A 13788-nucleotide genomic window follows, 5' to 3' on the forward strand; every position below is an offset into this window, starting at 1 on the left:
ATATCTGTGGAGCGCCAAGGGCTTTTAGTTCATTGACAAGAGCGGAAGACGACCGGTTATGACCTGCCATTTGGACCCCAAAACAGGCAGAACGATAATCCAAAGGTTCTTGTCCAAAGACAGCCATCCCCACGGTTCGGATTGGCACATCAACCGAAAACAGGTCTGCATATTTGTAGTCTTTCTTAATCAGACTGTTCTTATAACCTATATTCTTAAAGGCATCAATAGTATTATCGAAAAGGTGTTTCTCCATTATTATTTATGAAATCCTTGAATAATAAATGCACCGGTTAATACAAGGTATTTTATCGTGGCCAACCTTATAATCTCCTCACATACGCAGGCACTCAATGTGCTTAATATATCATAACATAACCGGAATAAGAATCAGAATAATGGGCAAAAGTTCTTTTAGTCCATGGGTAATCTGTTATCTAAAAAACGATAATAGAATTATATCTGGCTATGTACATTCAATCTAACAATATGGGTGTTTTATTACTGCTGTCAGTTTTTCTCTTCCTGGCCTTCCCCTTTTCCAATAGTTCTGCTCAGACTTTCTGTTCATGAATTTCTTGGTTGAGTTTCATGACGCGATTGAGGATTTCGCGGCTGGTCCCGGCGACCTGTGAGAGATTGGAGGTCGACAGGGTGTTTATAGAACTACCGATAGTCTGGGATTACATGGGCATAAATGGAAAGGATGTGAGAAGAAATAGGCTGCAGGCCAGTAGGGGAATAGACCTCTGGAATCGCTGTATAGTTTGGAGATGTCTCTGCACTCCGATTTCTTCGTATACATGTGGAAATCTTACCCCAAGAATATCGCAGTCTGTCAAATACTCAATGCCATCAGACTGGTGGATTATAAAATTGGTTATTGGGAAAAACCCATTCAGGCGGAGACCCCAATACCCAAGTTCTTCACCATAATTAGCCATTTCTCCCTCTTAAATTTAAAATGACGGTTATTTACAGAGTCTCTTTATTTCCTCAGCAGTCATAGTTATTTCACATGACTTAAGGTTCTGATTACCTCTGTGATCCTTATCTGGATAACCGGGGTTACAATATGTATCCTCGAAAATAGGTCTCCCTTCATCGCATACCATAACTACAGAGTGATCACCGACAACTCCCATTTTTAGTTCATATTTGTTCTTGTCGAACCATTCTAAAACATCAGGATTCATCTTCCCGATATAATCTCTTACAGATAGCTCATCCTTTTCAAAATACCCTTGTTCCATAGCACTCTGTGCCTTATTTGTAAGCAAATTAAGCATTGTGATTGTTCGTCCCCCGTAAGGTTCTTGAGATAATCAATTCCGACGTGTAAGACATTTTCCTTCGTAAGCATCCCATATTTATGATGCATGGCATTGGCCCAATGCTCCGATTCCGTTTTACCAGTGATGAGATTAAGATAAGGGTAGTCGGGACTTATAGATCCCATATGGCTTAACTCGGGGTATTTTAATAAAGCACTTCTGGCTTTCGGGGGTAAACTGAGGTCATTTTGTGCTTTTCCTGAAGTTAAAAGGCGTACCAGTGATATATGTGTGTAAGGACCTGGCATTCTGTTGATCCCCTCCTTCCTAGTATTTCACAGTTTTAAATATCTTATCATTATCCCAAATGTCCAAATACCCTCAATTGTCATTTCAATAGACCTTTCCTCTCAAAATTATTCAATATGTTTACCAAGCAAACAGAATTCAAACACGATAGGAGTAATATCGTAGAAATGCCACTCTATCACCTCTCGCGGAATTTCGGCATGCCTTATCACTACATCTTCCATTTTCCTGTACTCTCTCGCTCCTATTTGGTCTAAATCTTTCAACATAAGGGAAAAATAATGAGAATACGTCGCAGCAGCCTGGCTATGACCTTTCATCTGATTTAACACATCTTTGGGGAGCCAAGCACCCATATGATCTGGTTCATTAATGAGACATTTATTTTTAATCCAGCCAGTATCCCATACAGGGAAAAATTCCGGATACAAGAAGTGCATGATCTTTGACCCAAGCATAGGGGTTTGATCAGTCTTATATGCTGAAACTTCAGCTACTGTTTTTGCGACCAGTTTCAATACGGCATTATACATATCCTGTTCAAGGTGCAATATATCCCGTACATTTCCAACATCGTACTTGGACATTTGTTTCTGAAAACTAACAATGATGCCAGGCATATCATCTATAAGATCTGACATTAACTCTTTGGCTTTTCCTGGCCTGAACGCTTGCCACGCTTTCAGCGTCTCCAGTGCAAGGGTTATTGCTTGTCGAAGGTTTCTATCTCGTTTCCATGAGAAGGGGGAATCATTGGCACTGTCGATGCCCCTGTTTCTCAATGCCAAAATAGGTATTTTTTCCAGTAGATTGTCCTCGATATACCACCCGACCTTTTTTTCTGGCGTCTTTTGATTGTTTTTTGAAGAGAATCGCCCAGTATAGGCATTTAGATTCTTCATTAAAATGATCCGATCCATTTCTTATTAGCCTCCTCTTGCTAAACAGGAACCAATTATGCAAGATCCTACGCGCTGCATATGCATTACACCCCGAGCGGTTTGTCAAAAGAATCCCTGTGCCTCCATTAGTACCAGAAGCTGCATGGATTAACAGGCCTAAACTGATACCAGTGAGTGAGGAATAAATACACTAAATGCGAACGAGGTGTGTCTCAAAGTCATTGACATATTCCGCAGGCACAAGGCGCTTGCGCCGCGTCGCTCGCAGGCCGCTTTTATTTAGATGTCATCTACTGCGACTTAAGCTAATACGCTCGCGCCAAGCAGGTTTGCCACGTGATTCATGTAACCAAGATCGTACGCTTCACGAGCTGCATATTTAGCATCATGATTCGCCTCATAACTCAATTTACATAGCCGACCTAATATACTCTTTGCGTGATCGTCAGAAGCATTCCTTAAGAATCGTGACGAGGCGACCAAAACGAGGTCTGTTTTGAGCTGATGAACGGCCTTCCATTTTTTTTTCGTCTTCTTGTCGGTTAATAACGCATACAATTGTGTTAACGGACCTCGTGCCAAGATCGCATCGTCTTTGCTCCAAAACGCGAGTAACGGCGACAACTCCTGTGGTCGCTTAATCTCGCGTAGATCCAGCTTGTTGATGGGGAGGCGTGGCAGTAGCTTCTTTAATGCCTCCAAGGATCCAGTGCCGCCGAAGTGAAACAAGTTGTGAATTGAATCAAGATTCTCCATGACACCAACCACTTCAATTATCGAATAGCCGACCGAGCCAATGATCTTGAACGGCTTGACTGCATCTTCCTTCTGATTCTCCAAAATTGCGTTGGCTACCAGATCCGGAATAATGGCAAGGTCGAATTCGGGCTCATTTTCTATGATCTTTTTTCGTATATCAGCGGCACCGTCTACTGCTTCACTCGAAAACCTATATTCTCGAAGCACTCGGTGCGAAAGGATAAAAGCCACTATGTTCGACCGGTTTATCAGAAACACGACACTTTCGCTCTCCGGCAAAGATTCAACGTCTTGTGTCCTGCTTGAGTCAGGAGGTTGTGCGAGAGTCTCGAACTGAATTGTTCTCTCGAAGATTTCTATCACCTGGCTCTTACTTCCAGAAATTTGCGATTTCACTCTCGTGTGATGCGTCTCCAGTTCTCGAGTTCGGTTCGCCACCGACAACCAGTATTCGTGGTTTTCAGCGCGAAGTCTATTGTTCTTGAATTCTTCAAGGTTTTTCACATCAGCTTCTTTTATCAATTGACGCAACTGTCGCCTAAGAATTTCTAGGACGAAGATCCTGCGGTAATCTAACGCGCTACAAAGCTGAACTGCCTCTGCCCCAGCTGCCATGACATCTACCACGGCTCCAATATCTGTTATTCCTCCTGTCGCCAAAAGCCTTGGCATTGTCCATCCACGCTGTCGCAGTGTAGTAAGTCGCATTAATACATTGAAGGTATCCAGAAAAAGATGGTCACCGAATATAACGCCGTGGTCTCTAAACTTCTTATTATCTTCCTGCCTCGAAGGAGGTACAATGCATTTCTTCGTGTTGAGCAGGAGCAGCGTCGCCTTCCTATTATATAGCAATTCATAAATCTTGCGGAGTTCCTCTCGCTCCAGATATGGCATCAATTCGTAAGGGATTTTGACTATCAATAGGTGTGAGTTAAAAGCCTTAAAGAACATTTCCAAATCGTTCAACATAGCTTCTGTCCGCTTTATAAAGTCGACATTTCTAAACGTATACTTCCAGTTCAGCTCCACGTAGTCGACGAGAGATAGATCAAACGATTTTGCAATTTCGTCATAAGATTCGCCCTCAGCAACGCTCAAGCCGAGTTTTGTATCAGGAAGAAGCCGTCTTGCTGTTTGTATGTTCTTAAAACAGCTCGGAGTATCCCAAAGCTCGAACCTCTTTGGTCCATCGCTAAACGAGCCCAAGCGATTGCCATCCTCGGGATAGCAAAGTATCACTTTGTCCCTAGTCAATCCTTCTTCCTTCTTTCCCGCGCCACCTGATTTGTTTGATACTGTTTTGAGCGTAAGCGCAGCCGGTGAGAAAGGAGCTAGCGCCTCAAAAGATGACTCGCTTTCGGTGTAGTGAGACGAGGCGATCATGAAGGGATCGCGAAGAACCAAATTATCCGCTATCGTGCAGCTGAGTTCCTCGTTCGACTTGCTCGCGATTGACATCTGACGTGTCTCCTCCATGCCTGAGTTCAGCGACGTTTTACCACCATTGTGGCCGTTAACATCTAAACTACGATTATGCGACCCGTATAATATGCGAAAAACCCATTTATGGGTACAAATTATATGCTTTTGATATGAAAATGACAATCCCATATTTTCTATAATTTCAGGAATTGATTTTGTAGTCCCTTGGTTTCATCACATCTTATGCTGGTCAGCATAAGACACCGCGATAAAAACAACGCCTATCTACAACTTCCTGATAGATCACTGCTTATGGCCAAAACGGCACTTATTTTACAGGCGCCTTATACGGCTATTGCAACAACGTTAGTGGTATTTACGGATCAATATGAACAATGTTAGAATCATAGTCAAATGAATGAATTAGCCGTTGCAGTATCTATTATCCTTTTCCCAGGGCTCATCGCCACAGTGATTTCCGACAAAATCACTAACCATTCGCGTGGCTGGGGCTCGTTCAAGTACAGCATTTATTCATTCATCTTTGGCGTTACGTGTTACGTGGCACTTCAAGTTGTAGGATGGCTGCTTGGCATGCTACAACCGTACCTCCAACTATTACCTTCCCTTAGTGGATACTTGGATGTTTGGACCATAGCCACTAATAGCCACTCCAAAATCGACCTATTCGAGGTAGGCGCAGCAACGATAATGTCTGTGCCTGTTGCATTCTTTGCCGCATACCTAATTAACCATAAGACATTTAATAAAATCGCAAAGAGAATCAGTGTGTCTAATAAATATGGAGACGAGAATCTATTTTATTATTATCTGAACGCAGACGAAATTGATTGGGTTTATGTTCGTGACTTTGAAAGGAAGCTTACTTATGAGGGGCGCATTTGCTCATACTCAGAAAACGATAATATCCAAGAAATCGTATTATCCGAGGTAACGGTTTACGGGTACGAAGATTCAGACGAATATTATTCTGTCCCAAGCATATATCTTTGCAGAGAAATGGGGCGCTTTGTTATCGAAGGAGTGCCTACGGAAATACTGGAGGAGGCAAGTGGAAAAGAAACCACTAAATGAAGGGTCCACTCGTGGTCAAGTTAAAGGAGGGGTACAAAAAACGACCCCCACAAAGAATGTTCGGCCAAGCAAGCCGCCGCCCCCTCCTAAGAAAAAGGGGTAGTACCTGTCAGATCGGGTTCTAACGACCGCTTCCAGCGGGCGTATAATAACCGAGCCCCTAATTTCAAGCGTTAGGGCAGAACAGCGAGAAAAAAGGAGGATATATACTGATAATGAATCGATTTGATCTACAAATTCTTGCTAATATAAGAGTTAAGGAAGCCAAAGTCCTTTTAGATAATAAGTGCTTTGAAGGTGCATATTATTTGTTAGGATATGCCATCGAATGTGCCTTCAAAGCGTGTATAGCCAAACAGACAAAACGTTTTGACTTTCCAGATCAAAGGCTTGTGAATGATAGTTATACACACAATATAGCAAGACTACTTGAAATTTCTGGTCTAAAAGTCCATCATGAGAAAGAGATCAAACGAAATCCAAATTTTGCAGTGAATTGGACGATTGTTAAAGACTGGTCAGAGCAATACAGATATATTAATAACATAACAGAACTCAAAGCTAAGGATATTTATTCAGCAGTAACAGCCAGAAAAACTGGAGTCTTAACATGGATAAAGAGATTATGGTAAAAAGAGAGCTATGCAAAACAATATTTACCCCCCGGGTTCTTTTTAAAGAAAGGTAGATAGCAATGTTCGTAGATATATTTTCAGAAGAAATGATTTCTGCTGGCAAAGAACTTACGGAATATCTTGATAAGGCACAGTTAGAAGTTAGTGCCTCTTTATGGTTCTATGTTACGGATTTAAATATTTGGCGTTTGATAATTGCATCACCTGAAGTAAGAATTTACGGCCCTAAAATATTATATAAAAAAATTCAGTCTGTTATCTCTAAATTGCCGGATGACAAAAAAATAGCTCTGAAGGATATCTCTGTCGTTGACAACAATGATCCTATTATCTCATTGTTACGAACGGCCATAAAAACGGGAAAGGACATAGCTGGAATAAGATTTTCGCGGAATACAATTAACGGTGTTTTTATTGAAGATACATATATATATCGAATCATATAGTGAAAAAAACATAGACAACCATTCTATTTCCCAACTTTCTCCCCGTAATAGTTAATACTCACATCTCCTGAAGAATGAACCTTTGTAGCTTGCTCTTGCTATACTGTAGCTATGATAGTTTCCTGTAAAAAGGGCCATACTCTTAGTTGAATCCATATGCAAACTGGTTAAACAAGGGAAGGAGTATAGCAATGATAAACAATAAGAAAAGACTCACAGGTATAGACTATGGAAAAACATTGATTGACACTGCGGATGTTAGCAAAGAAAAACATACGGGGTATTATCGTTGTCCTGATGGAACAGACATAAAGTCCTTTGAATTTTTCAATAACGGACGTGGATTTGCCCAGTTTTGGGAACGTATTTCCTGGGCCATGAAAAGATATAATCTGGAGAATGTTGTGATAGGGATTGAGTCGACAGGTCCTTATGGAGAACCGCTACTTCATTATTTGCGAAGAAAGCCTGTGCGTTTAGTTCAGGGCAATCCGGTGCATACCAAGCGACTCAAAGAACTTCATGGCAATTCACCGAATAAGACGGACAAGAAAGATCCAATGGCCATAGCTGATATCATCTCATTAGGCCATGCTTTGACTGTTGTTATTCCTGAGGGATCGGCTGCGGAACTCCGCCGGTTAACTCAAGCCAGGGAGAGATGCGTGCAGAGGCGTACAGCGCTATACAATCAGCTTCAACAGCTTGTTTATCTTATATTTCCGGAGTTTTTACAGATAATGAAGAATGTTAAAACCAAAAGTTCCCATTATCTTTTGAAGCATCTTCTGACCCCCAAAGATATCGTGACCTATGGCCTGGAGCCCTTGACACTTTTACTCAGGAAAAAAAGCTATGGAAAGTTGGGGATAGAGCGTGCCACTGAGCTTTATACGGCCGCTAAGGAATCTGTGGGCATTGATCACGGTCAGGAAGGGTTGGCCTTTGAGATTCAAAATATTCTGCAGCTGATCGAGGCATCGAACAGCTTTGTTGCCGATGTGGAGCAAAAGATGTCTTGTCATCTTGAGCAGGTCCCATACAGCCGCTTTATACTTTCTATCAAAGGGATCAGTACAGTAACTGTGGGAGGCCTCATTGGTGAAGTAGGTGATTTCAATCAATTTGGAACCATTTCCGAGATAACCAAACTTGCCGGGCTGGATCTCTTTGAGGTGAGTTCTGGCAAGCATAAAGGGAATCGCCGCATATCCAAAAGAGGGCGTCCATTGTTGAGAAAACTCCTGTTTAATGCTGCAATGAACATGGTCAGTCGACATGGCAGCATGCGCCAGACCTACCTGGGGTATCTTCAAAGAGGGATGAAGAAGATGAAAGCATTGGTGGCTATTGCCAGAAAACTTCTCAGAATTATCTTTGCTCTTGTTAGAAATCAGTGTGACTATATAGACAGTTATCAGGAGACAGAAATGATGTTAAAGGTGGCTTAAACTGAATTAATTTATGCGGGGAGATTATCTATATGCACCATAAAGGCGGCAAAAGCCGACCTTCTTTTGTAGCTTAGGCAACTCCCCACCCCCTAACCTTATCCCCAATGAAGCAAGGTCAGAGCTTCGTTGAGACTCTCTAAACACCAGGGTTGGGCAAGGGTTAACATTAATTATTGGTTGCTATTAACATTAATAAATATGAATTAAATTATTTTAAAAAAATACTTGACTACAATAAACCAGGTGTAACGACCTGGTTGAGTAGTTCTTCCTCCTACTAATAATTATGGTATAAAAGTATAACAGATGGAAAGGCAGGAGGACTTATTTCTTCCCGGGTCTATGAACCCTTACTTCAGTCTGTTCCCTGCCTCCCAAAGTCATAATAAGTTGATTGGGTCTTAGAACCCTGGTTACAAGGGAGGATTGATTGGGAGGTGGACCCTGTCTGGTCCTAAGAATCTAAATAAAGGAGGTGTAACCATGTATGATCTATTTATTGGAATAGACGTTTCTAAGGAATCCTCTTCAGCTCACGGGCTTACCAAGGAAGGCAAGAGTTCTTTTTCTATGTCGTTTGCTATGAACTCAGATGGTTTCTCTGAGCTACTGATGACTGTAACATCTCACTGTAAAGACCTCTCAGGGGTTATTATTGCCATGGAATCCACCGCATGTTACCACATTAATCTCTTCTCCTTCCTTACATCAAAAGACATCAATGCGGTTATCATTAACCCTCTTCTTATCTCCAACTTTACCAAGCTCTCACTTAGAAAGACCAAGACTGACAAGAAAGACGCCAGGACTATTGCTCAGTTTCTTATTGTTAACAAGGACTCTATATCAAACATGTCCATCTCTCAAGATAAACAAGATCTACGGGATATTGCCAGGGAAAGGGAATCTCTTTCTCACCTCATCTCAGCTAATAAAACAGAGATCAAAAGAATCCTTCAGACCATTTTTCCTGAACTGGAATCAATCTGCAATATTTTTACTAAGACCCTGCTAAATTTCATTAAAGAGTATCCTTCTGCTCGCATTATTAAAGCAGCTAGACCAAAAGCTATTGCAAAAGCTCTTAAGCCGCCAGGTCAAGGAAATAAAATATCTTTCTCCCCTGATAAGATTTTGGAGGCCGCTAAAACCTCTATAGCCTCGTTTAGTCCAGCCAAGGAATTGATATTGCCCGGGAAGATATTAACCCTCATGCATCTCGAAGAAAGGCGTGATGAACTTACTAAGGTGCTTATAGAATACTGTAAATCAGCAATGATTAAAGACCTGCAGATAATAACATCGATTGATGGCATTGATAATGGTACCGCTACTACCTTTTTGGCTGAAATGGGACATATAGCCAACTATGCCTCACATAAAAACCTAATTGCATTCGCCGGTATCGACCCAACTGTATACCAGTCCGGTAAATTTGAAGGGTATAGCAGAATATCCAAAAGAGGCAACAGGCACCTGCGGAGGAAAGAAGATGGACTACCATCTAAAAAGGCTATATTTGCTACAGCACATAAACTTATAAGGGTTATCTTTGCGATGCTTTCACAAAGAACTTATTTTAAGGAGAATTATTCATAGTTGACGGTAATTAACGCTTCCACAAATCGTCAAAATATTGTATATTTCTATCGTTAATCTACAACGGAATAGACTAAGAGAAGATAACATTTTGAGACATAGATGCTATATTTACAACCATGATACCTTGCAGGATTCTATCAGTGTATTTGGGTACATAGTTCAGGATATTATAAGTTCGGTCACAATTAAATGAGGTAAAAATGTCACTTAACAATGAAATAGACTCAATGCGCAAGGAAATTAGAACCGATGAATATGGGATGTCAATTGGCGAATGGATAAGCCTTTATGAAAATAAGGAGGTAGATATTCACCCCGAGTTTCAGCGCTTTTATCGTTGGAGTGAGACTCAAAAAAGTAGGCTCATTGAATCAATTCTTTTAGGTATTCCTATTCCCCCTATATTCGTCAGTCAACGCAAGGAAGGTGTATGGGATGTCATTGACGGTTTGCAGCGGTTATCAACACTCTACCAGTTTGTCGGAGTCTTAAAAGACGAAAACGGAAACAACATTGAGCCGCTCAAGTTGGAAAAAACAAAATACTTGCCATCACTAAAAGGAAAGAAGTGGAATGATCCCAATGATCCAGACAACTCTTTTACGACTGAACAACGGCTCCTAATTAAGAGAAGCAAAATTGCCGTTAGCATCGTCCTCCGTGAAAGCGACCAGATTGCCAAATATGAGTTGTTCCAGCGTCTCAATACTGGAGGTGCAAACTTAACTCCTCAGGAAGTCAGAAATTGCATAATGGTCATGGTCAAACCAGATTTCCATAAGTGGATCAGTACTATTAGTGCGTATCAACCATATCAAGAATGTATTGCTCTCAGCGATAAGAATATTTCTGAACAATATGACATTGAGCTTGCATTGAGATTCATTGTTTTTTCAACTTTGGATCTTGATGAATATGATCGTTCGAAAGATGTGGGCGAATACTTAACAGACCGTATGGTGGAAATAGCGCAAGACAAACATTTCGAGAGAAAGTCAGCAGAGACTCGGTTCCGAGAGACATTTGACCATCTCAATGATGCTCTTGGTGCGAATGCTTTTAGAAGATACACCGATGGGCAATTTAAAGGGGGATTTCTGCTATCTCCTTTTGAGGTTGTATCTTTCGGGCTAGGTTTTAATCATCCTAACTTGCCATCACCGGAAGAAACGAAGGAAAAAACGCAACAACTATATTCAGATTCAGAATACCAGAAATGGTCAGGTTCGGGGGTTAGAGCAAATTCACGTCTACCTCATCTTATTCCGCTTGGGCGGAAGATATTTCGAAAAGATACTTCCAAATGAGCATTAGGACCGTTGACGATCTCACCGATAGGCTCGCATGGGAACTCGCTTGGCGAAAAAGGGAGCTTTCCGACCTTAAATACTACATAGGTCTAATGCCACTCGATTCCACAAGGCGTAACGTTTTGGGCCGTTGTAGCATTACAATCCTGTATGCCCACTGGGAAGGTTTCGTGAAGCTTGCTGGGCGCTGTTTCCTTGAGTTCATTGCCATGCAAAGACATCGCAATGAAGAACTGCACCCCAATCTGCTGACACTGTCTATGAGGAAGCACGTAAATTTCGAGCCAAAGGCTCTAAAATCGTCAGAATTCGGTAAAATAACAAATTTTTATCTTTCTCAAATGCCGAGCCGAGCAGCAATCCCGTATAAAACGGCTATTGATACGGGCTCCAACCTATCATCAGCAGTGCTTCGCGAAATCTTGTGGTGCCTCGGTTTAGACTATAGGCCCTTCGAAACTAGGGAAAAGTTCATTGACTCGAGTTTGTTGGGTAGGCGCAACTTTGTTGCCCATGGTGAGTCCACGAATGTTGATCCGGGCGAATATGACGTGATGCGTGCAGGCGTGATTGAAATGATGACAAACCTTAAAACACAAATTGAGAATTCTGTAGTATTAAAAACCTATCTGAAACTATCAACATGACCGAACAACAGCATTAAGGGCTACGGCAAAAAGCCGCCGCGCCTTATGCTGAACGTTACTCTCTCTTTCTCTTGTTAATCAATGATTATCCAAATTTTACAAACGTTAGCTTTGTAGGTGGATTTCACAGTCTTATGACCTGCCCTCTTTTCCCTCTTTGTAATATCTCCAACTATTACCGTATTCTTCGAGATCCGTATCTTTCGTAAGCGTCTAATTAACCGCATCTTCCCAGCATTCAATTGATATGACATGATGTGCACTCAACAAACGAAAGGGGGCATGTCATGTTTGATATCAGTAATGAAATTGAGAATAGAGATAAACAGGATAAACAGCAGTTCTGGCAGGATCATGTTGAGGTGTGGAAACAAAGCGGCACAAGTCAGGCTGAGTATTGCCGCCGCCATGATCTAAACATCAAACTTTTTGGTTACTGGAAAAGAAAGATGTGCCGCAAGCCTGCAGCGGGCCTTACCTTTGTGCCTGTTGCAGTAAAGACACCACAGGCAACTGTAGTTAAACCCACAGCCACTCTGAAACTGATTATCAGAGGCGGCTCATGTATAGAGATTGGAGATGGATTTAACCAGGTTACCCTGCGCAGGATTCTTGATACTGTGGGATGGGCGCCCTGATGTTTGTAGTGCCTGTAAATATTAGCGTCTATCTTGCCATGGGACACACGGATATGCGCAAAGCGATCAACGGACTTTCAGTGCTGGTAGAGAGCAGTATGCAACTTGATCCGTTCTCCGGGAATCTTTTTGTATTTACGAACCGGCGCCGTAATATTTTAAAAATCCTCTACTGGGATAGAAATGGGTTTTGCCTTTTTCAGAAGCGTTTGGAGAAGCACCGGTTCCGGTGGCCTGACTCATACAATAATGGGGTGGTGGAGATGGAGGGGCGAGAGCTTTCCTGGCTGCTTGAGGGACTCGATACCCGGGATGTCAGGGCGCATGACAAGCTGAGTTATACCGCACTGGTGTGACGAGGTTATAAGGGATAAAAAAAGTTATAAAAACATCAGGAAAACAGCATAAAACATCAAGGAATGTCTTGCAATATCATGAGGTTATGCTATAATGCTGTCTCATGAATGTGGATCTTGCAAGCCTTCCTGATAATGTCAGTATCCTCAAAGAAATTATTCATTCCCAGGCTGCTACATATACAGAAATAAAGAATAATAATAGTACTCTTGAGAGAGATCTCACCAACTTAAGAAATCAGTATAATATTCTGCAAGAGCAGATCAGACTTCTTAAAGATACCATCTATGGGCGCAAATCTGAGAAGTATGTAGCAGAAGACGCCACTCCTCAGATATCCCTGTTTAACGAGCCTGAGGATGTTGCTGAAACAACTGCCACTGAGGAGAAGACAGAAGAAGTCAGTATTGCCTCATATAAGCGCCCCAAGGGCGGCCGAAGGCCGCTTCCTCCCGAACTTCCCCGTGTGGAAGTAATTCATGATTTAGCGGAATCAGAGAAGATATGTGGCTGCGGAGCCCAGTTGAGCCGTATTAGTGATGAGGTATCAGAGAGGCTCGACATTATTCCTGCAAAGATGCAGGTGATAAAAAATATCAGATACAAATATGCGTGCAAGGGCTGTGAGGGTGTGGAGAGTGACGGTGGAGCGGTAAAGATTGCACCACTTCCGCCGCAGTTGATACCGCAGGGGATTGCAACACCCGGGCTTGTTGCCCACGTTGCAACATCCAAGTATGCAGATTCACTGCCGTTGCATCGTCAGGAGGAGATATTTGAGAGGATGGGGGTGGATCTGGGCCGTGCAACGATGGCGAACTGGATGATAGTGGTTGGCAGTAGTTGTGAGCCGCTGATGGTTTTATTTCAGAAGGAGATACGATCAGGTCCCCTGATCAATATGGATGAGACGCCGGTTCAGGTGCTAAATGAAC

Annotated in this window: 14 protein-coding genes; 10 read left to right on the top strand and 4 right to left on the bottom strand. The window is 42.1% G+C overall.

Annotated elements, in window-relative coordinates; all coding sequences use genetic code 11:
* The 4 genes from IT392_12575 to IT392_12590 all read right to left on the bottom strand — a co-directional run.
* The coding region (locus IT392_12575; protein ID MCC6545311.1) for a hypothetical protein at nt 1-256 on the bottom strand (256 nt) is incomplete at its 3' end.
* 715 nt (nt 257-971) lie between these two features.
* Nucleotides 972-1289, bottom strand: coding sequence for a hypothetical protein (locus IT392_12580; GenBank protein ID MCC6545312.1), 318 nt, complete (start codon nt 1287-1289; stop codon nt 972-974).
* A gap of 401 nt (nt 1290-1690) precedes the next feature.
* On the bottom strand, nt 1691-2503 hold the full coding sequence (locus IT392_12585; GenBank protein ID MCC6545313.1) for a hypothetical protein: 813 nt from the start codon (nt 2501-2503) through the stop codon (nt 1691-1693).
* 282 nt (nt 2504-2785) lie between these two features.
* Nucleotides 2786-4705 carry a hypothetical protein gene (locus IT392_12590; GenBank protein ID MCC6545314.1) on the bottom strand — a complete coding sequence of 640 codons (1920 nt, stop codon included), beginning with the start codon at nt 4703-4705 and terminating at the stop codon, nt 2786-2788.
* 378 nt (nt 4706-5083) lie between these two features.
* Between IT392_12590 and IT392_12595 the strand changes: the two genes are divergently transcribed.
* The 10 genes from IT392_12595 to IT392_12640 form a co-directional block, all read left to right on the top strand.
* Nucleotides 5084-5764, top strand: a complete 681-nt coding sequence (locus tag IT392_12595) for a hypothetical protein (protein MCC6545315.1) — start codon at nt 5084-5086, stop codon at nt 5762-5764.
* Nucleotides 5765-5979: 215 nt separating this feature from the next.
* Nucleotides 5980-6396: a DNA-binding protein gene (locus IT392_12600; protein ID MCC6545316.1), complete on the top strand. Its 417-nt coding sequence runs from the start codon at nt 5980-5982 to the stop codon at nt 6394-6396.
* Nucleotides 6397-6458: 62 nt separating this feature from the next.
* The gene (locus tag IT392_12605; GenBank protein ID MCC6545317.1) at nt 6459-6845 is read left to right on the top strand and encodes a hypothetical protein; all 387 of its coding nucleotides are present in this window, start codon (nt 6459-6461) and stop codon (nt 6843-6845) included.
* Between the two features lie 191 nt (nt 6846-7036).
* The gene (locus IT392_12610) at nt 7037-8296 is read left to right on the top strand and encodes an IS110 family transposase (protein ID MCC6545318.1); all 1260 of its coding nucleotides are present in this window, start codon (nt 7037-7039) and stop codon (nt 8294-8296) included.
* Nucleotides 8297-8782: 486 nt separating this feature from the next.
* A complete protein-coding gene (locus IT392_12615) occupies nt 8783-9898 on the top strand; it encodes an IS110 family transposase (GenBank protein ID MCC6545319.1) in 1116 nt (371 codons plus the stop codon).
* A gap of 203 nt (nt 9899-10101) precedes the next feature.
* Nucleotides 10102-11208, top strand: coding sequence for a DUF262 domain-containing protein (locus tag IT392_12620; GenBank protein MCC6545320.1), 1107 nt, complete (start codon nt 10102-10104; stop codon nt 11206-11208).
* A complete protein-coding gene (locus tag IT392_12625) occupies nt 11205-11858 on the top strand; it encodes a hypothetical protein (protein MCC6545321.1) in 654 nt (217 codons plus the stop codon). The genes IT392_12620 and IT392_12625 overlap by 4 nt, the downstream gene beginning before the upstream one ends.
* A 287-nt stretch (nt 11859-12145) precedes the next feature.
* Entirely contained in the window at nt 12146-12496 is a 351-nt protein-coding gene (locus IT392_12630; GenBank protein ID MCC6545322.1) for an IS66 family insertion sequence element accessory protein TnpB, read from the top strand.
* The gene (gene tnpB / locus IT392_12635; GenBank protein ID MCC6545323.1) at nt 12496-12852 is read left to right on the top strand and encodes an IS66 family insertion sequence element accessory protein TnpB; all 357 of its coding nucleotides are present in this window, start codon (nt 12496-12498) and stop codon (nt 12850-12852) included. Before IT392_12630 ends, tnpB begins: the two co-directional genes overlap by 1 nt.
* A 104-nt stretch (nt 12853-12956) precedes the next feature.
* The coding region (locus IT392_12640; GenBank protein ID MCC6545324.1) for a transposase at nt 12957-13788 on the top strand (832 nt) is incomplete at its 3' end.

The organism is Nitrospirota bacterium, from assembly GCA_020846775.1.
In the GTDB taxonomy this organism is placed as follows: domain Bacteria; phylum Nitrospirota; class 9FT-COMBO-42-15; order HDB-SIOI813; family HDB-SIOI813; genus RBG-16-43-11.

Excerpts from the sequence above, each read along its gene's own strand:
- IT392_12605 (MCC6545317.1), top strand. The coding sequence starts at position 6,459 with ATGTTCGTAGATATATTTTCAGAAGAAATGATTTCTGCTGGCAAAGAA.
- IT392_12615 (MCC6545319.1), top strand. The coding sequence starts at position 8,783 with ATGTATGATCTATTTATTGGAATAGACGTTTCTAAGGAATCCTCTTCA.
- IT392_12585 (MCC6545313.1), bottom strand. The coding sequence starts at position 2,503 with ATGGATCGGATCATTTTAATGAAGAATCTAAATGCCTATACTGGGCGA.
- IT392_12620 (MCC6545320.1), top strand. The coding sequence starts at position 10,102 with ATGTCACTTAACAATGAAATAGACTCAATGCGCAAGGAAATTAGAACC.
- IT392_12630 (MCC6545322.1), top strand. The coding sequence starts at position 12,146 with ATGTTTGATATCAGTAATGAAATTGAGAATAGAGATAAACAGGATAAA.
- IT392_12600 (MCC6545316.1), top strand. The coding sequence starts at position 5,980 with ATGAATCGATTTGATCTACAAATTCTTGCTAATATAAGAGTTAAGGAA.
- IT392_12580 (MCC6545312.1), bottom strand. The coding sequence starts at position 1,289 with ATGCTTAATTTGCTTACAAATAAGGCACAGAGTGCTATGGAACAAGGG.
- IT392_12610 (MCC6545318.1), top strand. The coding sequence starts at position 7,037 with ATGATAAACAATAAGAAAAGACTCACAGGTATAGACTATGGAAAAACA.
- IT392_12625 (MCC6545321.1), top strand. The coding sequence starts at position 11,205 with ATGAGCATTAGGACCGTTGACGATCTCACCGATAGGCTCGCATGGGAA.
- IT392_12595 (MCC6545315.1), top strand. The coding sequence starts at position 5,084 with ATGAATGAATTAGCCGTTGCAGTATCTATTATCCTTTTCCCAGGGCTC.
- tnpB (MCC6545323.1), top strand. The coding sequence starts at position 12,496 with ATGTTTGTAGTGCCTGTAAATATTAGCGTCTATCTTGCCATGGGACAC.
- IT392_12590 (MCC6545314.1), bottom strand. The coding sequence starts at position 4,705 with ATGTCAATCGCGAGCAAGTCGAACGAGGAACTCAGCTGCACGATAGCG.